Source organism: Nonomuraea sp. NPDC059023, from assembly GCF_042740095.1.
Taxonomy (GTDB): Bacteria; Actinomycetota; Actinomycetes; order Streptosporangiales; family Streptosporangiaceae; genus Nonomuraea.
Genome location: NZ_JBHYIO010000017.1, coordinates 92,477 through 111,974, shown reverse-complemented (window position 1 = coordinate 111,974; position 19,498 = coordinate 92,477). Strand labels below are relative to the sequence as shown.

The following is a 19,498-nucleotide window of genomic DNA, read 5'->3' as shown; positions in this document are numbered from 1 at the left end:
ATGGTCTAGTACGGCAAAGCCTCATTGCCAGGGATGTTCCGGACAAGGGGGATAAGCCTGATGCCCCCGATAGACAGCGGCTATATGCCTCTGCCTATGGCCGCCATAGGCAAATCACACATTGGCCGGGCCGTACACCTGGACTAGACATGCCGAAAGCCACCCCTCTCGATGGCAAGGCGCGAGTTCACCCCGAATTCACCTCCTTGAAGCCCGAGGGATATCCGACATAAGCCAGCATTCGGTGCGAAATCCCTCAGAAGGGTAGATAAAGGATGAAACTTCGTATCGGGGTTGCTCTCGCATCCCTGTTCGCGCTGACGGCCTGTGGCGGAGCGGGCGCGAGTGACTACGACTGGGCCGCCGCACCGGACGCCGCGAAGATCGCCGAGCAGGGCAAGGATCTGCCCACGTACGGCCTGGCCCCCGACTGGGCCAACTACGGCGAGGTGGTGAAGGCGTTCTGCGCCAAGCACAGCGGCACCTGCGCCCACAAGGACACCGACATGTCCTCCTCGGAGGAGATCGTCCGCATCGACGCGGAGAAGGCCAACCCCATCGCCACGGCCAGCGACATCGGCCTGATGTGGGGCCCGGTCGCCGAGGCCAAGGGCGTGGTGCCCGCCTACCAGCCGCCGTCGGCCGCCAAGCTCAAGGACTGGCAGAAGGGCAAGGGCGGCTGGGTCGCCACCTTCGTCGGCGCGCCCGCCTTCGTCGTCAACACCGACAAGGTCAAGAACCCGCCCAAGAGCTGGGCCGACCTGCTCAAGCCCGAGTACAAGGGCATGATCTCCACCAAGAACCCGGCCTCGTCCGGCACCGGCCAGGCCATGGTCGTGGCCGCCGCGGTCGCCAACGGCGGCTCGGCCGAGAACCTGGCCCCGGCCTATGGCTACTTCAAGAAGCTCAAGGACGCCGGCAACCTCAGCGACGTCAAGATGAGCGAGGAGACGCTGGAGAAGGGCGAGGCCCCCATCCAGATCAACTACGACTTCAACGGCATCGCGCAGAAGGCCGCGCTGAAGGAGAAGAGCGTCAACGTCGAGGTGATCATCCCGGCCGACGGCTCCGTCTGGTCGCCCTCCGGCCTGATCATCAACAGGTACAACACCAAGAAGGGCGACTTCCTCAAGGGCTTCCTCGAGTACGTGCTGTCCGACGAGGCCCAGCTCCTGTTCGCCAAGTTCGGCGCCCGCCCCATCCGCGCCCTGAACGGCGACCTCCAGGTCCCGGACGAGGCCAAGGCCAACTGGCTGCCGGAGAGCGCGTACGCCCCCGTGAAGGAGATCGAGATCACCAAGGTCAACGTCGAGACGATCGTCGCCGACTGGGAGGCCAAGGTTCTCGCGTGACCTCCCACGTAGAGGGACGACCGGCGATCCTCACCCGCCGGTCGTCCCCCCGCAGATTCCTCATCAGATGGGGGCCGGCGCTGCCCCTGCTGCTGTTCACGGCGGCCACGCTGGTGCTGCCCGCGATCATGCTGGTGTACGAGAGCTTCGCGCTGCCGGACGGCGGCCTCGGCTTCGAGCACATCACCAAGGTCGCGAGCAACCCCGTGGACCGCCAGGCCATCGGCGGCTCGCTGGCGCTCGGCGTCGTGCAGGCCACGCTGGCCACCGCGCTCGGCGCCCCCGCGGCCTGGCTCATCACCCGGATGCGGCTGGGCGGGCGCGCCTTCTGGCTCTCGCTCATGAACGTGGCGTCGAACTTCGCCGGCATCGGCCTGGCCTTCGGCTTCGTCGCGCTGATCGGCTCCACCGGCATGCTGACGCTCATTCTGAAGGCGCTGCTCGGCATCGAGGGCAACCCGTTCCCCTCGACCGGCTCCTTCAACGGCATGAACCTGGTCTACCTGTACTTCAACGTGCCGATGTTCGTCCTGCTCACGCTGCCCGCGCTGAGCGTACTCAAGGACGACTGGCAGGAGGCGGCCGAGGTCTGCAAGGCGACCCGGTGGCAGTTCTGGCGGTACGTCGGCATCCCGGTGCTGTCGCCGTTCGTGATCGCCGGCTGGCTGCTCGTCTTCACCTGGACCATCGGGGTCTACGCCGTCGCGTACGCGGTGGCCGCCTCACCGGGCTCGCAGAAGCTCATCACCCTGCAGATCGGCACCACGCTGGAGACCTCGGTCTTCGGCCTCGGCCGCGCCGCCGTCCTGTCGGTGCTGCTGATGATCCTGGCCATCGGAGCCACCGTGCTCTACCGGCTCTGCCTCAAGCGCGCCGCGAGGTGGTTGTGACCAGACGCGTCTTCCTCGGCCTGCTGGCCGTCTACTTCGGCCTGCCGCTGCTGGCCGCGCTGCTCTACTCGGTGGCCACGCGGTGGACCGACACCCCGCTGCCCGACGGCTACACGCTGAGCCACTGGATCAACGTCTTCGCCAAGCCGGACGTGGTCGGCGCGCTCAGGCGTTCGCTGCTGCTGTCGGCCGTGGTGGTCGTCATCGAGATCGTGCTGGTCGTGCCCGCCGCGTACTGGTCGGTGGTGCACAATCCGCGCATCGGCTCGATGATCCAGACGATCGCCGTCATCCCGTTCGCGATCCCGTGGGTGGTCGTGGGGGCGGGCATCCAGCTCGTCACCAAGTCGCTGGCGCCGCAGTTGTTCGGCACGTTCTGGCTGCTGGCGGCCTCGACCGCGGCGATCGCCTTCCCGTTCATGTACCGGGCGGTGGAGAGCTCGCTGCTGGCGGCGGGAGCCGTACAGCTGAGCGAGGCCGCGGCGACGTGCGGGGCGAGCCCGATGCGGACGCTGGTCAAGGTCATCGTGCCGGCCATCCGCGGCGGCGTCGTCTCCGGCGCGCTGCTGGTCATCGCGACCGCCATGAACGAGTTCGCGCTGGCCAAGATCCTCACCGGCGTCAGCTTCGAGACGCTTCCGCTGTGGTCGGCCCGCCAGTTCGTCTCCCGCACGCTCGGCGACCCCAACGCGCTCGCCGTCGTCACCATCTTCACCTTCGGCCTGCTGTTCGCGCTGTCCGCCCTGGTCGTCTGGCTCGGCCGCGGCCGGGTGAGCGCGAGCATGGGAGGGAACACCATCTCATGAGCCATGTCGTACTCGACCGCATCACCAAGCGCTTTTCCGGGCACACCGCCCTCAACGGCGTCAGCGTCCACGTGGAACAGGGCGAGATGCTGGCGCTGCTCGGGCCCTCCGGCTGCGGCAAGACGACGCTGCTGCGCTGCATCGCCGGCCTGACCGCCTTCGACAGCGGCCGGCTGACCATCGGCGGGGCCGACATGTCCGGCGTGCCGGTCAGGAAGCGGCCGATCGGGATGGTCTTCCAGTCCTACGCCCTCTTCCCCAACCTCACCGTCCGCGGCAACGTCGCCTTCCCGCTCACCGTGCGCAAGGAGGAGAGAAGGCGCACGCAGGAGCGCGTGGACGAGATGCTCGCCCTCGTCGGCCTCGACCAGCTGGGCGACCGGCTGCCGAACCAGCTGTCCGGCGGCCAGCAGCAGCGCGTCGCGCTCGCCCGCGCCCTGTCGCCAGGCCCGGAGGTGCTGCTGCTCGACGAGCCGCTGTCCGCCCTCGACGCCCAGGTACGCACCCGGCTGCGCGACGAGGTACGCCGCATCCAGCACCAGGTCGGCATCACCACCGTCTTCGTCACCCACGACCAGGCCGAGGCGCTGGCCATCTCCGACCGCGTCGCGGTGATGAACGCCGGCGACATCGAGCAGTGCGGCCCGCCCGCCGAGATCTACACCGCGCCCTCCACCCGCTTCGCCGCCGGCTTCGTCGGCAACCGCAACACGCTCGAACTGTCCGCGGTCGACGGCAGGGTGCGCGCGGGCGGCGCGTTCGACGTGCCCGCGCCGTCGGAGCGCGTCCTCGCCATGTTCCGCCCCGAGGACGTCGAACTCTCCCGCGAAGGCGAGGGCGAGGGTGCCCACGCCACCGTGGACGTCACCGTCTTCCTCGGCGCCACCACCCGCGTCTACACGCAGGTCCAGGTCAACGGCCACCCCGCCACGGTCTTCGCCGACATCTCCTCGCGCGCGGCATCCGGCCTCACACCGGGCGACGAGGTCCGCGTGCGCGTCGCCGACGCGCACGTCCAGGTCTTCCCCGCCTGACATTTCCAGTACGGCCCCGCCGGGCGATCACCCGACCGCCCGGCGATCACCTGACCTCCCGGCGTTCACCCCGATCGCCCGGTCAGCCGTTCCCGGTGGCCAGTACCCACGCCAGCGTGACCGGGACCGCAGCCCCCACGACCAGGAGCACCAGCACCCGCAGCCACCCCGGCAGCCCCCGCTCAGTCACCACCGCCGCGGCCGCCCCGCTCAGCCCGAACGCCACCACCGCCGACACGCTGTCCGGCACCGTATCGGTCCACACCGGCAGCACCCACTGCCCCAGCAGGACCAGCGCGACCAGCACCGCGGTCAGCCACCCGGTCGCCGCCGCCCGCGCCACGTTCACCAGCCGCAGCAGGTACCCGGCCCCGACCAGCACCGCCGCCGAGACCGCCGCCTGGGACCCGAGCAGCGTGGCCAGGCATCCCCATTCCTCGCAGCCGACGGCCTGGTAGACCAGCTCGACACTGGCCCACCACACCAGCCCCAGCGCGGCATAGACCGCCGCCGCCCTCGCCCACCGCCCCCGCATGGCCCCATCATGGCCAATCATCGTGATCTACGCGAGGTCGGCGGCCCGCTTCTCGTCCCAGGCGGCCTCGGCGACCCGGCCCAGCTCGCGCAGCGCGACGGCCCGGTTGGCGTGTACGTCGGCCTGCGGTTCCAGCTCCAGCGCCCGCGTCAGGTCGGCCACCGCGCCCTCCAGATCTCCCGTCTCGTAGCGCAGCACGCCCCGGTTGGCCCAGGCCGCGGCCAGTTCGGGCGCTGCCGCGACGGCCAGCTCGAACGCCTCGTGCGCGGCGTCGTACCGGCCCGCGGACGTCTCCAGCTGGCCGAGCACCGCCAGCAGGTGCGGGTTGCCCGGCGCCAGCAGCAGCCCGGCCGTCACATCGGTCCTGGCCTCCTCGTCCCGCTCGGCGGCGGCCAGCAGCCCGGCCCGGTTGATGTAGGCGTCGAGGTAGCCGGGATCCAGCACGATCACGTGGCCCAGGTCGGCCAGGGCGCCTTCCTCGTCACCCTCGGCCAGGCGCAGCTCGGCCCGGTTGTAGTACGCCTCGGGCAGCGGCGGGCCCGCCTCGATGGCCGCCTCGTAGTCGGCCAGCGCCTCGGCGTACCGGCCGAGCCGGAAGCGCAGGTTCCCGCGGTCGACGTAGTAGTCGGGGAAGGCGGGGTCCAGCGCGATCGCCGCGTCGTAGTCCTGGAGCGCCTCACGGGTACGGCCCGCTCCGGCCAGCAACTGCGCGCGGTTGGCCAGCAGCACCATCCGGTGCACCGGGTGCCGCTCCCCCAGTTCCTTGGCCAGCTGAAGCGCCGACTCCACCAGCTCCAGCGCCCGCCCGGCGTTGCCGAGCCGCAGCTCCACCAGGGCCAGGCCGTTGCGGTCGAAGCCGAGCTTGAAGGCGCGCTCGACCGGGTCGGGCAGCAGGGTGGAGATGGCGATCGCCTGGTTGAGCCAGGCGCGGGCCCGGCCCAGGTCGCGTTGGGCGGGATCGGGGTGGCGGGCGTCCAGCATGGCGGTGCCGTACGCGCCGGCGGCGTGGACGGCCGGATCCTGGCTCACGCGCCGCACGTGCTCCCACAGTGCCCGCGCCTCCCCGGTACGGCCGAGCCCGCCGAGCGCGGTCGCGGTGCGCTGGGCGAAGCGCCACCACAGGGCGCTTCCGGCCGGGGCGCGGTCCATGCCGCGCTCGCCCAGTTCGACCACCGCGTGCAGGAACCCCTCCCGCACGCACCGATCGACGAGGCGCCACAGCTCCTCGGCGTCACGCTCGTCGCCGGGATGTTCGGGACCGTCCTCGTAGACGGTGAAGCTCAGCACCTCCGCCGGAACCCTGCGCATCAGCACGTTCAGCAGTTCGGCGTCGGTGGGGTCGGCCCATGCCGCGTTGCACACCACGACGGCGCCGCCGGGCGGAGCGGCCGCGCGCACGAACTCCGCCAGTCCGTTGGCGATCCTCAGCGTACGGCGGGGCGCGGGGACCAGGATCCGCTCGTCGTCGGGCAGCTCGGCGTCGAGCGTCACCCGACGGGCCGGCACCCGGTCGCGAAGACCGGGCGCGGCCGCACGGATCTCGATGTCGTGGGCCGCCACGAGACGTTCGGAACGTTCCATGGCGGCCGGCACGAGGTGGTGCAGTAGCGCTGCCCCGACGGTATAGGGACCATGAGGCAGCCGGTGCGCGTCGATCGGCGGCACCAGCAGCGCCATGTCGTCTACTCGGGCCGGTGGTGCACCCTGAACCCTGAGATGGGACCTGTTCTCTATCACCCCTGGTGAATGACGCTGGAGGTCCCGGTAAGCTTCGCGGTTCCCGGCTTACGGACGACGATGCGCTTCATGGTGTACCTCTCTAGTTCGGGGTAATTCACCATTATTCGGACACTCCACCGAATATCAAGATTTATAAGGAATAAGCCGGAGGCCAATAGGTGAGAACTTGCTGTAGCTTATTGGCCGTTATTTGTTGATTAGTTGGGCCGAAACCAGCTTGCGGCCGTGACCTTCTGCTGTTCGGCTTCCTCGATGAGCGTGCACAGGCAGCGACCCAGCAAGGTCACCGACTGGCAGCACCCCGGTCCCGAGGCCGAACGTGCCCGGACGATCGCCGTGGCACGCTGGAGCAGGCGGTCGAGGCTCGGCTCGCCGCTGCCCTTGACGGCTCGGTTGTTCCATGGACACGACTCCCGTTCCGCGCAGGCCATCGCCTTGACCGGGACGATCGGCAGCGCCGTACGGACCAACTTGAGTGGATCGTCGCGTTTGACGCGAAGGTCCGCGAGGACCTTCGCCGCGCGGCGCGAGACCCGCAGCAGCCCGGCGTCGGAGCCCGGCGGGGACTGCTCGGTTTTCGCCACCTCGCCCGTCATCGGCGGGCCGCCGCGGCCGGGCACGACGAGCAGCATCGCCCCCGCCATGAGCCCGCCGCCGATGATCAGGCTCATCCCGACCGGCTCGCTGAACCACAGCACCGCGATCGCCGCCACCCAGAGCGGCTGCGACGACATCAGCACCGCGCTCGGCACCGCCGGCACATGGATCTGCCCGTAGGAACGTGCCAGGAAGCCCAGCGCGCACGCCACCACGGACAGGTGCGCCAGGATCATCCAGTCGCCCCCGGTGGCCGGGAGCACGATCCCGTCCCGCGCCGCGAAGGCGCCGGTGGACAGGCCGATCGTGGCCAGCTGGATGACGGTGACGGCATAGGCGTTGAAGCCCTGCCCGGCCCTGGACACCCGCGCCAGCAGCAGCGTGTGCCCCGAGTAGAGCGCCGCCGCTCCGAGCGTGACGACCAGCGCGACAATGGATAGCTCGTGGTCCTCGGCCCCGCTCAGCAGGGTGAACACCGTCATCCCCGCCATCGCCAGCGCCACCCCTATCCACACCCGCGTCGGGACGCGGACCCGGAAGAGCGCCAGCGCGAGGAGCGGCGTGATGATCACGCTGCACCCCACCGCGAAGCCGGACACCGAGGAGGGCAGGCTCTCCAGCGCGACCGCCTGGGCCGCCTGCCCCACACCGAACATCACCCCGAGAACGATCGCGCTGGTCCAGGTGGACCGCGATAGCCCCCGCAGACACCCCGGCCGGAGGAGAACGAGAGTGATCGCCGCGATGGTGTATCGCTCGGCGAGCAGATCCTCCACTGGTAACCGGTGAATGAGGTCCTTCATCAGCGGAAACGCCGACCCCCAAGCGGCGCTGACGAACAACAGAAGCACGGCTCCCAGGAGGGGTCGGGGAGCGGGCACGCCTGCCATGGGAAAAGCATGGCACTACAATCAGCAGCCGTCGGTGTACAGCCCGGAGCTGGTGATGCTCCTCTACCACTCGGAGTGAAGGGCCTCACTCACGGGTCCGCACAGCCCTACCCGGCTCCTTTGGCGAATCGTCCATTCCCCACAATTCCCTCGCCCACCTTGGGCATCTCTTCCCAGGCGTCCCCGGACATGGAAAGGGCGCCAGTGGTGACTGGCGCCCGGAGAAGGACGGATCAGCGGTCCGCGACGGCCGCGGAGGTGAGGCGCTTCTCGATGAACACGACGGTCAGCGACCCTACGCGCCGCCGTGAGACCTCCTGCCACCCCAGCGCGAAGTACAACGCCAGAGCGGCCTTCTGGTTGAGCGTGGTGTCGCCCTGGACACTGTGGAAGCCGAGCTCCAGTGCCCGCGCCTCCAGGGCCTGCACCATGGCCCGGCCGAACCCGCGCCGCTGGAACTGCGGATGCACCCGCAGGCGGCACATCTCGGCCATGCCGGCGTCGACGGGCTTGATGCCGCCCATGGCCACGACCCGGCCGTCGACCTCGCCGACGAGGAAGTCACCGCCGCATGCCAGGTAGATCTCCTGGATACGCGGGAAGTCGTCGTCGTAGTAGACGCCGTCGCCCGGCACCAGGCCCACCTCCGCGAGGCAGATGCGGTGCAGGGCGAGGATCGTGTCAAGGTCAGACCAGCGGTAGCGCCTGATCTTCAGGTTCATGCACCATTGCTCCCTTCCCCGACGGATGCCTTGTAGAGCTGACTCTGGTAGCCCGGCAGATCGGGGTGGTTGGGTTTCCTGGCTTTCACGGACTGCTCCAACTGCAGAGCGGGCCGCATGACGAGTTCGGTGCGGTACTCGTCGCTCAGCTTCTTGAGAGCGGCCGTGCCAATCTTGAGGGCTTCGTCGACATCCCCCTCGATCAGGCGGCACTGCGCCTGGTCCAGGCGGATGAGCGTCTGGTCGAGGATGTGGTCGGAGTACTTGTCGAGCGCCTGACCGAGGACGACCTCCGCTTCGAGCGTCTGTCCGAGCTTGGTGAGGACGTCACCCTGGTAGAAGTAGAGCTGCTTCTCGGTGTAGCCGAAGGCGACGTCTTCCTGCTCGTGCGCCTTCATGTGGGCGAAGGCGTTCCTGGCCCGCGTCAGCGCGCGCTTGGCCTGGTCGACGATCTCCTTGTTGCTGTCGGTGCCGGAGATCATGGCGAGCGCGCGGGCCTCGACGACCGGCGCCATGGCCTGCGCCGCGCAGGACGTCTGGCCGGCCAGGTCGCGGCTCTTCTTCGCGAGGTTGAGCGCTTCGCGGGCGTCGCCGTAATAGAGGGGTACGAGCGCTTCGCGAGCGGTGACCCACGCGCGCAGGGCCCGGTCGCCCGTCTCGTCGGCCGCGGTACGGCCGGTGCGGAAGAAGGATCGGGCCAGCCGGTGGTCGCCCAGGTTGATCATGATCATGCCGCTCAGCCCGGCGAGCTGGGCGGCCATGCGGCACAGCCGTTCCTGAAGGTCGATCGGCTGCCTGCACGACATCGCGGCGCGCACCGCGCTCAGCTCCAGCAGCACGTCACACAGGAGCCGCAGCGGGGCGGTCGTGGTGTACTGCCGGCCGAACGCGAGGGTGGCGTCCTCCCACTGGTCGAGCATGTTGGCGGAGACGGTGGACGAGACCAGCATCTCGTCCATCCGTCTCCTGATGCCCTCGGCGGCGCCGATGATCTGGGCGTCGAGCCTGAGCGACGTGTCGCCGCGCAGCAGCGTTAACAACGTCCTGCGCATGACGTTCTCGTGCTCTTCGCCGACCTCGTCCGTGGGCCCGGCCGATGAGGCCGGAACCCAGATGTCGCGCGGGCGGTCGATCTCGATGGTGTCGACCGTCTCGCTGCGGACCACGCCGGGCATCCGGTGCCCGTGGCCGCAGATGCAGGGGCCGTCGTAGCCGAGCGACTTGGGCTCGACCCGGTAGACGCTGCACAGGTAATGGAGGTATTCGGGTCCGGGCCGCTTGAGCCCGCTCTCGTATGCCGACAACAACGTCTCACCGATGCCCGGCGGCGGCTTCTCATCTCGCTCGAACAGAGCGCGCACCTGCTCGATCACGTCGGCCAGCGCGATGCCGTGGCTCAGGCGATGACCTTTGATCTTGGTCGTCCCGAACTGCGGCTCACAGGCTTCGTGGATCTCCTCAGCGATCTGGGCAGCGGTACGGCCGGCGGCGAGGCCCTTGGCCCGGATCCGCCGTGCCATTTCCGTTTCCCTGTGCTGTCTGCCGGACATCCCGGCCCCTCTCACACACGTCCCGACGGGTCCGCTACCGCTGACGCAGCGTAGTCCGAAGATAGCACTGCGCCTACCAAGAACTATGGCCCATTAATGACAGGTTGAAAACGTCCTCTTGAAGCTTACGGTTAAGGATCGTCCCCCCGCGGACTGTTTCTTACAACCCACTAGGGAGAAGGTCGCTCCCTGTGCACAGGGGGGCCTCGTTGCGTCACCGGCAGACTTGAGTCATCTTTTGCTCACCAGCAACGATTCAAGGGAGGCATCGAGGTGGGAGGCGACAACGTCGGACACTTGGAGAGGCTCGTGGCGGAACTGTGCGGCCACGGGCTGCTCGCCAGAGTAGTGCGGACGCAGTCCGGCCGGCTCTTCGTACGGGTCATCAATCCAGCGGCCACCAGCCTGTCCGAAAACGTCACCTGCCGGCCGAACGCCGACGTCCCCGACTGGTGGTACTGCTGGTCATGGGGCGAACGGATGCATACGGCCGACGATCCGGCCGGTGCAGCGACCAAGGTCGCACGCGTGCTCGCCGCGGTGGGGGAGTGACCATGCGGTGATCCGGGTGGAGCGCAGCCACCTCGGCTCACCGCGCCCAGCGCGGCCTCTCGGAGCCGGCGGGGTGCCCGGTGCGGAGGGTTTCCGTTTGCGGAATCCTTGGGCATCTCGCCGGTTCCGGCCCCTTTTCTCAGTTCGTAACGCTTGGACCGCCTTCCGGGTCGAACCGGAGGGTGTATCGGGGGATCCCTCCCGGAGAACGGCACGGGACATGCTTCCGGGTGTGTGTCCCGTCCGAGCCGTCCGTCACCGGAGCGCCAAGCCCGCCCTCCGCGGCCCCGGGCCCTGGCGACCCCGTCTTCCCCGGCGTGATGTGACGGCGGCCGGTTCGGTCGGCGGTATCTTTTGAGGCGATTTGCTCATTAGTGACCGTCGACCGAACCGCATCCGGAGGGGATCCACCTCGTGCTACTGCTGGCTCCACCGTCTTCCACGCCATCGCCCTCCCCGAGCTCCACGTCGTCGCCCATCAGCCCGGCGAAGCTCATCAACGACGTGAGCCAGGCGTGCACGAATGACGGGTCGTTCTGCAGCCTGCTCTACGACCTGCTTCCGGTGGGCTCCTTCGCGCCGCTTCTGGCGACGGTCATCACGATCGCGCTGATCCTGGTCCTGGCTCTGCTGGTGCGCAATCTGGCGCACCGCCTGATCGCACGGGTCGTCAACCGGGCCTCCACCACCACCCCGATCGCCGGCCGCTTCCGTAAGAACGGCGCCGCCACCGACGGCATCGACGCCCTCCTCAGCGAGCGCCGCAAGCAGCGCGCCGAGACCATGGGCTCGGTGCTCAAGCACATCGCCTCGATCGTCATCATCGGCACCGCCGTCCTGACCGTCCTGGACCGGCTGACCATCCCCATCGCCCCGCTGCTCACCAGCGTCGGCATCCTCGGCGTGGCGATCGGCTTCGGCGCGCAGGAGCTGGTCAAGGACTTCATCGCGGGCATGTTCATGCTGCTGGAGGACCAGTACGGCGTCGGCGACGTCGTGGACGTGGGCGCCGCCGTGGGCACGGTGGAGGCGGTCACGCTCCGGGTGACGCGGCTGCGCGACGCCGACGGCCGGGTCTGGTACGTGCGCAACGGCACCATCGCCCGCGTCGGCAACGAGTCGCAAGGCTGGTCGCGCGCCTACATGGACGTCCCGGTGGCCTACGACTCCGACGTCGCCGCAGTACGCGAAGTGCTGCAGCGGGTCACCGCGGAGCTGTGGGAGGACCCCGAGTACCGCGAGTCGGTGATCGTGGAGGAGCCGAGCGTCTTCGGCGTGGAGCAGTTGTCGGACAGCTCGCTGGTCTTCCGGGTCTCGGCCAAGACGCTGCCGTCCCGCCAGGCCGAGGTGGCCCGCGAGCTGAGGCTCCGGGTCAAGGCCGCCCTGGACGCGGCGGGAATAGCCATCGCTCCCTAACACTTAGGCTTATACCGTGACTGAGATTTCCTTCTATGACGCCGTCGGAGGCGAGGAGACGTTCCGGCGCCTCGTGCACCGCTTCTACGAGGGCGTCAAGGAGGACCCCTTGCTGCGGCCCATGTACCCGGAGGAGGATCTCGCCGGCGCCGAGGACCGGCTGCGCGGGTTCCTGATCCAGTACTGGGGCGGGCCGACGACCTACAGCCAGGAGCGCGGCCATCCGCGGCTGCGCATGCGCCACGCGCCGTTCCAGGTCGACGTGGCCGCGCGGGACGCCTGGCTGCGGCACATGCGCGACGCGGTCGAGGATCTGGAGCTGACCGAGGAGCTGGAGAAGCGGCTCTGGGACTATCTGGTGTACGCGGCGCACAGCATGGTGAACACTCCGACATAGCGGGCATGACACGCCACATGGATATCCCCTGGTGGCGTGATGCCATCGTCTACGAGATCTACGTCCGCAGCTTCTCCGACGCCTCCGGTGACGGTGTCGGCGACCTCCCCGGGATCCGGGAGCGCCTGCCGTACCTCAGAGATCTGGGTGTGGACGCGATCTGGCTGACGCCGTTCTACACCTCTCCGATGGCCGACGGCGGGTATGACGTGGCGGACTACCGTGACGTCGATCCGCTGTTCGGGACGCTGGGCGACTTCGAGTCGCTGGTCTCCGACGCGCACGAGCTCGGGCTGAGGGTGGTCGTGGACATCGTGCCGAACCACAGCTCCGACCGGCATCCGTGGTTCAGGGAGGCGCTGCGGGGCGAGCGGCGCGAGCGCTACCTGTTCCGGGAGGGCGGGGAGCTGCCGCCGAACAACTGGCAGTCGACGTTCAGCGGGCCCGCGTGGACGCGGGTGGCGGACGGGCAGTGGTATCTGCATCTGTTCGCGCCGGGCCAGCCGGACTTCAACTGGCGCGATCCCGAGGTGCACGCGGAGTTCCTGGACGTCCTGCGGTTCTGGCTGGATCGCGGCGTGGACGGCTTCCGCATCGACGTGGCCATGGGCCTGTACAAGGCCGAGGGGCTGCCCGACGTCGAGGACCAGTCGTTCACGTCGGTCTCGCCGGTGTGGGGGCAGCCGGAGGTGCACGAGGTGTACCGGCAGTGGCGCAAGGTCCTGGACTCCTACCCCGGCGAGCGGATGGCCGTCGGCGAGGTGTGGACGGACAAGGCTGAGGATCTGGCCCAGTACGTGCGCCCGGACGAGTTGCACCAGAGCTTCAACTTCGCGTGGCTGCAGGCGCCGTGGTCGCCGACGGCGTTCAAGAAGGTGATCGACGAGACGATGGCGACGGTCCCGTTCGCGACGTGGGTGCTGTCCAACCACGATGTCGTACGGCACCGCACCCGCTACGACGCCGAAGACCCGGGCACCGGCCTCAAGCGGGCAAAAGCCGCATTGCTCACCATGCTTGCCCTGCCCGGTAGTGCATACCTCTACCAGGGGGAGGAACTAGGCCTCCCCGAGGTGAAGAATCTTCCCCCGGAAGCCCGCCAGGACCCGGTCTTCCGCCAGTCCGAGGGCAAGCTCCCCGGCCGCGACGGCTGCCGCGTGCCGATTCCCTGGACCTCCGGCGGCGCCTCGTTCGGCTTCTCCCCCGGCGACGTCAAGCCCTGGCTCCCCCAGCCGGAAGCCTTCGGCGAACTGAGCGCGGAAGCCCAGACCGGGCAGACCACCTCGACCCTTGAGTTCTACCGCCAAGCCCTGACCACTCGCCGTGACCTCCTACGTTCCCTGCCATACACCCTGGAGTGGCTGGATTCCCCCGAAGGTGCGCTTTTCCTTACCCGTGGCCCGCTGACCTGCGTGCTCAACTGCGGCCTGGAATCCGTGCGGCTTCCGCCGTACGACAGCGTGCTTCTGTCGAGCGGCCCGCTCGACGGCGGCCTGCTCCCGCCCGACACGGCGGCCTGGCTCCACCGCCCCTAGACAGCCCGCGGGCGTCATGGTGAGCCTGATCATGGCGCCCCCCGGTCCCGCTCCGAGCCGACCGGGATCACCGGCAGCGAGGCCAGGCACAGCACCAGCCCGACCCCGAACCCCGCCCAGAACCCCGTGTGCGCGATCAGCACGCCGAGCAGGGGCGCGGCGACCAGGGCGACGACGTTCTGGATGCCGTTGTGCGTGCCGAGCACCCGCCCCGCCCAGCCGGGCCCGGCCAGCTCTCCCGCCGCCAGGTAGGCCAGCCCGTTCCCTGCCACGGTGAGCACCGCTGCGAGCGCCAGCGTCACCGGCCCCGCCCACGCGATCGCCGCCGCCCCGGCGGCCACCTGCGCGCCGACCAGCAGCGCGAGCACCGCCACCGTCGTGACCGTGAGGATCCGCAACGGCGCCATCCGCAGCCCGGTCCGGTCCGACCAGCGCCCCACCGCGATCCGCACCACCGCTCCCCCGATGGCCGCCGCCCCGAAAAGCTGCCCCGCGTGCACCGTGTCCCATCCGTAGGTGCCGACGAGGCAGGCCACGCCGTACGTGCTGACCGCGATCTGCGGCACGACGTGCAGCGCGCTCGTGCCGTGCACCCGCCACAACACGCTCTTCCCGTACGGCGAGGCCGCCTGCGGAGCGCTCGCCGCGGCCAGTTCGCGCGGCGGCTCGGCCAGCAACAGTCCGGCCAGGACCGCCGCGACCAGGCAGAACGCGGAGCAGACCAGAAACACGCCGGACAGACCATACGCGCTGGACACCGCGGGCAGCAGGAAGCCCGCCACCGCCATCCCGAGCGTGTAGGAGACCTGCCGCAGCCCCATCGCGACGCCGCGCTCCGGCGGATCGAACCACCGCAGCACAATGCGCCCGCCGCCCACCATGGCCGCCGATCCGGCCGCGCCCGCGAGCGCGAGCAGCGCGACGACCGCCCACGCCGCCTGGGCGAACGCCGCCGCCGCCAGGAACACCGAGGCCAGCCCGACCCCGGCGCCGAGCACCACCCGCTCGCCGCGCCGGTCGGCCAGCGCGCCCCAGGCGACGAGGGCGAACAGGACCCCGATGCCGGGAGCGTTCCCGATCACCGCCGCGACGGGCAGCGACACCTGGAAGTCGCGCTGGATGTCCGGCATGATCAGCGGAAGCCCGAAGAGTCCGAGCGTGACACTCGTATGAGCGTTGACGCCGAGTCCCAGCATCCCCCAACGCCTCTTATCGCCCACAACCTCCGATATTTCATGACATGAGGCTGTTTGCGCGAGCCCGTATTACTCCGCGAGATACCGCTTGAGATAGATGAGCTCGTCCTCCAGCAGGCGGCGCGGCGCCGCACGGTCCACGTCATAGGCCACGAGCACCGACCGGGCGGTCACGAAGACCTCGTGCTCGTCCCGGATCTCGTACTCCAGCGTGAACCGCACCGGCCGCACCTCGGTCACCCACGTCTCCACGCTGACCGGATCCGCCCGGAACGTGAGCGGCCGCCGGTAGTCGATCTCATGCCGGGACACCACGAGCCCCTTGAACGGCGCGTCCCCGGCGCGATACGGGTCGATGTGCAGCATCCCCAGCCGGGCATCCTCCAGATAGTCGAAAAACCGCACGTTGTTGACGTGCCCGAGCGAGTCGATGTCGGCGAACCTGACCATCCTCGGGAAGATGTGCCGCTTGGCCGGGGATCTCTTGACCACCCCTCCACGCTATCGACTGTCATCGCGTGGTCATGGGCTGGGGATGCCGTTGCCGTCGAACCCACGTCCGGCCAGCACGTCGTCGAGGCTCACCCGGGTCCCGCCGTGGTCACCGCCGGACTGGGCCAGCTGGATCAGCACGCCGTGCGCCTCCTTCGGGTGCAGGAACACCTCGCGCCAGCGCGGGTCGCCGGTGTTCAGCCCGTGCAGCCGGTACCCCTTCCCGGTCAGCCTGGCGACCGCCGCGTCCATGTCCGTGACGTGGAAGTTGAGGTGATGAACCCCGCCCCTGCCCCGGGTCAGCTCGAAGAAGCTGTCGAAGAAGGGCGATCCGGCCAGGGGTTCCATGAGTTCGACCTTGCCGCCTCCGGTGTAGGTGAGCTGCACGGTCCGGTACCCGGCCGCCCGGCTGTCGCCACCGCCGCCCAGGTGCCGTCCACCCAGAAGGTCCTGGTAGATCGGAAGCAGGTCCCTGATACGGGGGGCGGCCACCGCCGTGTGGTCGAACGTCACGCCGAGGCCGTCAAGATCTTGTTCCAGTCCCACGCTTTGGCTCCTCTCGCGCCATCTAGAATTTGATTCTAGACATGGGCGGGCGGGTGCCGCGCGGCCTTCAGTTGCCATGCGCCTTCAGATGCTGTGCGGCGTAGGAGCGCCAGGGGCGCCATCGGTCCTCGCCGGGGTGGTTCAGGCGGACGTCCGGGTCGTGCAGGGCGCGCATCCGGATGAGCGCCACCTCCCGTTCGCCCAGGCCGGGGAGGTCGGTGAGCCGCTTGCCCGCCTGGTGCGGGTCGGCGGCCTCGTCCAGCCGCAGGCTGCCGTCCACGAGCGCTTCTACCAGTGGTTCTGCGATCTTCAGGTCGTCGTCGAGTCGCGCCTTGGCGAGGGTGGCGAGGTCGGGGAAGGTGTGGGTGACGGTCCCGATCGGGTTCGGCAGCGGCCGGCCGTACCGCTCGACGAGCTTGCTCGCGCGCTCACCCAGCACCGTGCGTACGGCCAGCTCGTGCGGATCCACGTGACCGGGCACACGCAACCCGGGGCGCGCGGCCACGCTCGGCCCGAGCCGCGGGTCGGCGGCGAGGAAGGCGTCGATGGCGTGCTGGTCGGCATCCAGGTCGAGCAGCCGGCGACAGCGCCGCACCGCCGCGGCGAGGTCCCGCAGATCATCCAGCCGCAGCTCACACCCGACATGACCGGCGCCCGGAACCTCGGTGAGCGTGACCACCCCAGGAGCATGAGGAAGATCGAGCGACCTCGTATACCCCTCGTTGTACTCCTCGATCCCGGGCAGCCCCTCACTCCCCAGCCGGTCGAGCATGGCACGAACGTCCATCGGCGGCCGGAACGCCAGCCGCAACGCGATCACCCCGGACGGCACCCGCCGATCCCCACGCATCGCGCTCGGCGTGCTCCCATAGGCCTGACGCATCGTCACGTTGAACTGCCTGATGCTCGCGAACCCGGCCGCGAACGCCACATCACTCACCGGCAGCCCGCTCGACTCCAGCAACATCCTGGCAGTACGCGCCCGCTGCGCCCGCGCCAGCGCCTGAGCCCCGGCCCCGACCTCGGCGACGAGCTGGCGATGCACCTGCCGCTCGCTGTACCCGAGCCGCCGGCACAGGCCCGCCACCCCCTCCCTGTCCACCACCCCGTCGGCGATCAGCCGCATCGCCCTGGCGGCCAGATCGGTCCGGAGATTCCACTCCGGCGACCCGGGCGCGGCATCGGGCCGGCACCGCTTACACGCCCGGAACCCGCCGGCCTGGGCCGCGTGGGCGGACGGAAAGAGGCGAACGTTCTGCCGCTTCGGCATGACAGCCGGGCAACTGGGACGGCAGTAGATCCCGGTGGTGGCAACCCCGACATAGAACCACCCGTCGAACCGGGGATCCCGGGTCTCCATGGCCGCGAAGGCCACCTCCTCATCAATCATCCCGACCAGCCTGCCACACCCCCTGACCAGCCAACCGGCACCCATCGGACACCATCCCCACACCACCTTTGACCCGCCACCGCCCTGTCCCGGCCCCCGTGGACCGGCGACGCTCCTGAGCCCGGCGTTCGGCCGAAGCGGGACAGCTCGCGGTGCTGATCGGGAGCGCGTGACCACCACTCGGCGTCTCCTGGACCGCTGCGGCATTACCCCGAAGACGCTTGGGTGAAGGCGGGGTCGGTGGCCGATGGGCGCCAGCGTGTGGGGCTGGCCGGGCGGGAGGGTGGGCGGCATGCTGCTTCAGGTGCGGGCCCGGCTCGGGCCCTATCGGCGTGCGTTGGCCGGGCGGGACTTCCGGGTGTTGTGGCTCGGCTCGTCGTTGTCGCTGGTGGGCGATGGGATGACGTTCGTGGCGCTGACCTGGCTGGTGCTGGCCCGTGAAGGTGGCGCCGGGCAACTGGGCCTGCTGGCGATCTGCTACACCCTGCCGGTCTTCGCCGGAGGCCTGCTGGCCGGACCGGTGCTGGACCGTTTCGACAAACGGCACGTGCTCGCGGTCGACAGCGTGGTGCGCGGGCTGGCCATGGCGTCGGTACCGCTCGCTTCGGCGCTGGGCGGCGTCCCGGAGCCGCTCCCGTTCGTGGTGGCCGCCGTGTACGGGTTGTTCAAGATGATCCCCCTGGCCGGATTCCCGGCAGCGATCCCCGACCTGGTCGAACCCCGCGACCGAGACGCGGCCAACGCCCTGGAGTCGGTGAGCTTCAGCGTCGCGGGCGTGCTCGGCCCCGCGCTGGCCGGGTTCCTGATCGGGACCATCGGCAGCGAGCTGGTCCTGGCCTTCGACGCCCTGTCCTACGCGCTGTTCGCCACAGCAGCCCTGACCGTCCGCCGCCCCCTGTCCCCCTCACCGGTTCACCCCACCACCCCACCCCCAGGACAACCAAACACCCTGTCCCCACCCTCGCCAAACCACCCCGGCATCCCGTCCCAGCTACCACCCACCACACAGGTCCCTCCAGCGGAACCCAACGACCCGACGAGCCGGGCGACCTCGTTCAGCCCGGTCAGCCCGGCGACAGGCCTGTCCGGACCGCACGGCAAGAAGCTCGGGTTCCTGTTCCGGGACCGGGTTCTGGTCGTCACCACGCTGGCGTTCATGGCGTTCAACGTGGCCGAAGGCATGCTCCTGGTCGCCGCCCCGTGGCTGGCCAAAACCCAGCTGACCGGCGGCGCACAGACCTTGGGTGTCCTGCTCTCAGCGCTGGCCGTCGGCGAACTGCTGGGCGCGACGGCCGCCGGTAGCCGCAGCCCCGGCCGACGCCCTCTGCGGGCCATAGCGATGGTTCAGTTCCTGGCCGCCACCGGCTTCCTGGCCGTGCTGGCGACCCCGAACACCTGGGCGGTGGCAGCGGGCTTCCTGGTCATCGGCCTGTTCAGCGCCCCGATGACGGTCTGGGCCCAGTCACTCAGGATGGCCAGGATCCCCGCCCCGATGCGCGGCCGAGGCTTCGCCCTCCTGCGAACCCTCATGCAGGCGACCCCACCCCTGGGAGCCGCGGCCGTCACCCCACTCCTGTCCACGGGACAACTGGGCGCCGCCGCCCTCACCATGCTGGTGATCGCCGCCGGTCCCGTTGTGGCACTTGTCTGGGCAGGCGGGGCCGTGACGGCGGGTACCACGTCCGACGTGAGAAGCGATCCCCCCGATCGGCGCGAGCGGACGTCGGCGGGTGGCGTGGGGGCGGCGGAGCCGTAACGGATGGGCAGCGCACCGAGGGAAACACCCCGATCGGCCGCGAGCCACAACCAGAAGAGCCGCACCCATCACAGGCAGGAGAAAGGCACGAACGCAGGTTAG

At 69.6% G+C, this 19,498-nt stretch carries 18 protein-coding genes; 9 read left to right on the top strand and 9 right to left on the bottom strand.

What is annotated here, in order from left to right; genetic code table 11:
- The first annotated feature begins 275 nt into the window (after nucleotides 1–275).
- Genes ACFWYW_RS27830 through ACFWYW_RS27815 form a run of 4 tightly spaced genes read left to right on the top strand, consistent with a single transcriptional unit; the run spans nucleotide 276 to nucleotide 4,082 of the window.
- The gene (locus ACFWYW_RS27830) at nucleotides 276–1,352 is read left to right on the top strand and encodes an extracellular solute-binding protein (RefSeq protein ID WP_379614908.1); all 1,077 of its coding nucleotides are present in this window, start codon (nucleotides 276–278) and stop codon (nucleotides 1,350–1,352) included.
- A complete protein-coding gene (locus ACFWYW_RS27825; protein WP_379614906.1) occupies nucleotides 1,349–2,242 on the top strand; it encodes an ABC transporter permease in 894 nt (297 codons plus the stop codon). Before ACFWYW_RS27830 ends, ACFWYW_RS27825 begins: the two co-directional genes overlap by 4 nt.
- Nucleotides 2,239–3,048: an ABC transporter permease gene (locus ACFWYW_RS27820; RefSeq protein ID WP_379614904.1), complete on the top strand. Its 810-nt coding sequence runs from the start codon at nucleotides 2,239–2,241 to the stop codon at nucleotides 3,046–3,048. Before ACFWYW_RS27825 ends, ACFWYW_RS27820 begins: the two co-directional genes overlap by 4 nt.
- Complete coding sequence (locus ACFWYW_RS27815; RefSeq protein ID WP_379614902.1) at nucleotides 3,045–4,082, top strand: ABC transporter ATP-binding protein; 1,038 nt, start codon at nucleotides 3,045–3,047, stop codon at nucleotides 4,080–4,082. Before ACFWYW_RS27820 ends, ACFWYW_RS27815 begins: the two co-directional genes overlap by 4 nt.
- An 82-nt stretch (nucleotides 4,083–4,164) precedes the next feature.
- On the opposite strand, the gene ACFWYW_RS27810 is transcribed toward ACFWYW_RS27815, so the two are convergent.
- From ACFWYW_RS27810 to ACFWYW_RS27790, 5 genes are all read right to left on the bottom strand, one after another.
- Nucleotides 4,165–4,617 carry a hypothetical protein gene (locus ACFWYW_RS27810; RefSeq protein WP_379614900.1) on the bottom strand — a complete coding sequence of 151 codons (453 nt, stop codon included), beginning with the start codon at nucleotides 4,615–4,617 and terminating at the stop codon, nucleotides 4,165–4,167.
- Between the two features lie 27 nt (nucleotides 4,618–4,644).
- Nucleotides 4,645–6,294, bottom strand: coding sequence for a tetratricopeptide repeat protein (locus ACFWYW_RS27805; protein ID WP_379614898.1), 1,650 nt, complete (start codon nucleotides 6,292–6,294; stop codon nucleotides 4,645–4,647).
- A gap of 260 nt (nucleotides 6,295–6,554) precedes the next feature.
- Entirely contained in the window at nucleotides 6,555–7,844 is a 1,290-nt protein-coding gene (locus ACFWYW_RS27800) for a DMT family transporter (RefSeq protein WP_379614896.1), read from the bottom strand.
- Nucleotides 7,845–8,077: 233 nt separating this feature from the next.
- A complete protein-coding gene (locus tag ACFWYW_RS27795) occupies nucleotides 8,078–8,566 on the bottom strand; it encodes a GNAT family N-acetyltransferase (RefSeq protein WP_379614894.1) in 489 nt (162 codons plus the stop codon).
- Nucleotides 8,563–10,116: an XRE family transcriptional regulator gene (locus tag ACFWYW_RS27790; RefSeq protein ID WP_379614891.1), complete on the bottom strand. Its 1,554-nt coding sequence runs from the start codon at nucleotides 10,114–10,116 to the stop codon at nucleotides 8,563–8,565. Before ACFWYW_RS27790 ends, ACFWYW_RS27795 begins: the two co-directional genes overlap by 4 nt.
- Nucleotides 10,117–10,413: 297 nt before the next feature.
- Here ACFWYW_RS27790 and ACFWYW_RS27785 point away from each other — a divergent pair, with 297 nt between their 5' ends.
- The 4 genes from ACFWYW_RS27785 to ACFWYW_RS27770 all read left to right on the top strand — a co-directional run bounded on the left by ACFWYW_RS27785 (nucleotide 10,414) and on the right by ACFWYW_RS27770 (nucleotide 14,016).
- The gene (locus ACFWYW_RS27785) at nucleotides 10,414–10,668 is read left to right on the top strand and encodes a hypothetical protein (RefSeq protein ID WP_379614889.1); all 255 of its coding nucleotides are present in this window, start codon (nucleotides 10,414–10,416) and stop codon (nucleotides 10,666–10,668) included.
- 504 nt (nucleotides 10,669–11,172) lie between these two features.
- Nucleotides 11,173–12,084: a mechanosensitive ion channel family protein gene (locus ACFWYW_RS27780; protein ID WP_379614887.1), complete on the top strand. Its 912-nt coding sequence runs from the start codon at nucleotides 11,173–11,175 to the stop codon at nucleotides 12,082–12,084.
- A 16-nt stretch (nucleotides 12,085–12,100) separates the two neighbouring features.
- A complete protein-coding gene (locus ACFWYW_RS27775) occupies nucleotides 12,101–12,481 on the top strand; it encodes a globin (RefSeq protein ID WP_379614885.1) in 381 nt (126 codons plus the stop codon).
- A 17-nt stretch (nucleotides 12,482–12,498) separates the two neighbouring features.
- On the top strand, nucleotides 12,499–14,016 hold the full coding sequence (locus ACFWYW_RS27770; RefSeq protein ID WP_379614883.1) for a glycoside hydrolase family 13 protein: 1,518 nt from the start codon (nucleotides 12,499–12,501) through the stop codon (nucleotides 14,014–14,016).
- Between the two features lie 29 nt (nucleotides 14,017–14,045).
- Here ACFWYW_RS27770 and ACFWYW_RS27765 read toward each other — a convergent pair whose 3' ends face one another.
- From ACFWYW_RS27765 to ACFWYW_RS27750, 4 genes are all read right to left on the bottom strand, one after another.
- The gene (locus ACFWYW_RS27765; protein WP_379614881.1) at nucleotides 14,046–15,212 is read right to left on the bottom strand and encodes an MFS transporter; all 1,167 of its coding nucleotides are present in this window, start codon (nucleotides 15,210–15,212) and stop codon (nucleotides 14,046–14,048) included.
- A 69-nt stretch (nucleotides 15,213–15,281) separates the two neighbouring features.
- Nucleotides 15,282–15,704 (bottom strand): acyl-CoA thioesterase, encoded by a 423-nt coding sequence (locus tag ACFWYW_RS27760; protein ID WP_379614879.1) that lies wholly within the window; start codon nucleotides 15,702–15,704, stop codon nucleotides 15,282–15,284.
- Nucleotides 15,705–15,734: 30 nt separating this feature from the next.
- On the bottom strand, nucleotides 15,735–16,250 hold the full coding sequence (locus ACFWYW_RS27755) for a VOC family protein (protein ID WP_379614877.1): 516 nt from the start codon (nucleotides 16,248–16,250) through the stop codon (nucleotides 15,735–15,737).
- 67 nt (nucleotides 16,251–16,317) lie between these two features.
- Entirely contained in the window at nucleotides 16,318–17,640 is a 1,323-nt protein-coding gene (locus ACFWYW_RS27750) for a DNA-3-methyladenine glycosylase 2 family protein (protein ID WP_379614875.1), read from the bottom strand.
- Between the two features lie 292 nt (nucleotides 17,641–17,932).
- Between ACFWYW_RS27750 and ACFWYW_RS27745 the strand changes: the two genes are divergently transcribed.
- A complete protein-coding gene (locus ACFWYW_RS27745) occupies nucleotides 17,933–19,396 on the top strand; it encodes an MFS transporter (protein ID WP_379614873.1) in 1,464 nt (487 codons plus the stop codon).
- Nucleotides 19,397–19,498 lie beyond the last annotated feature (102 nt).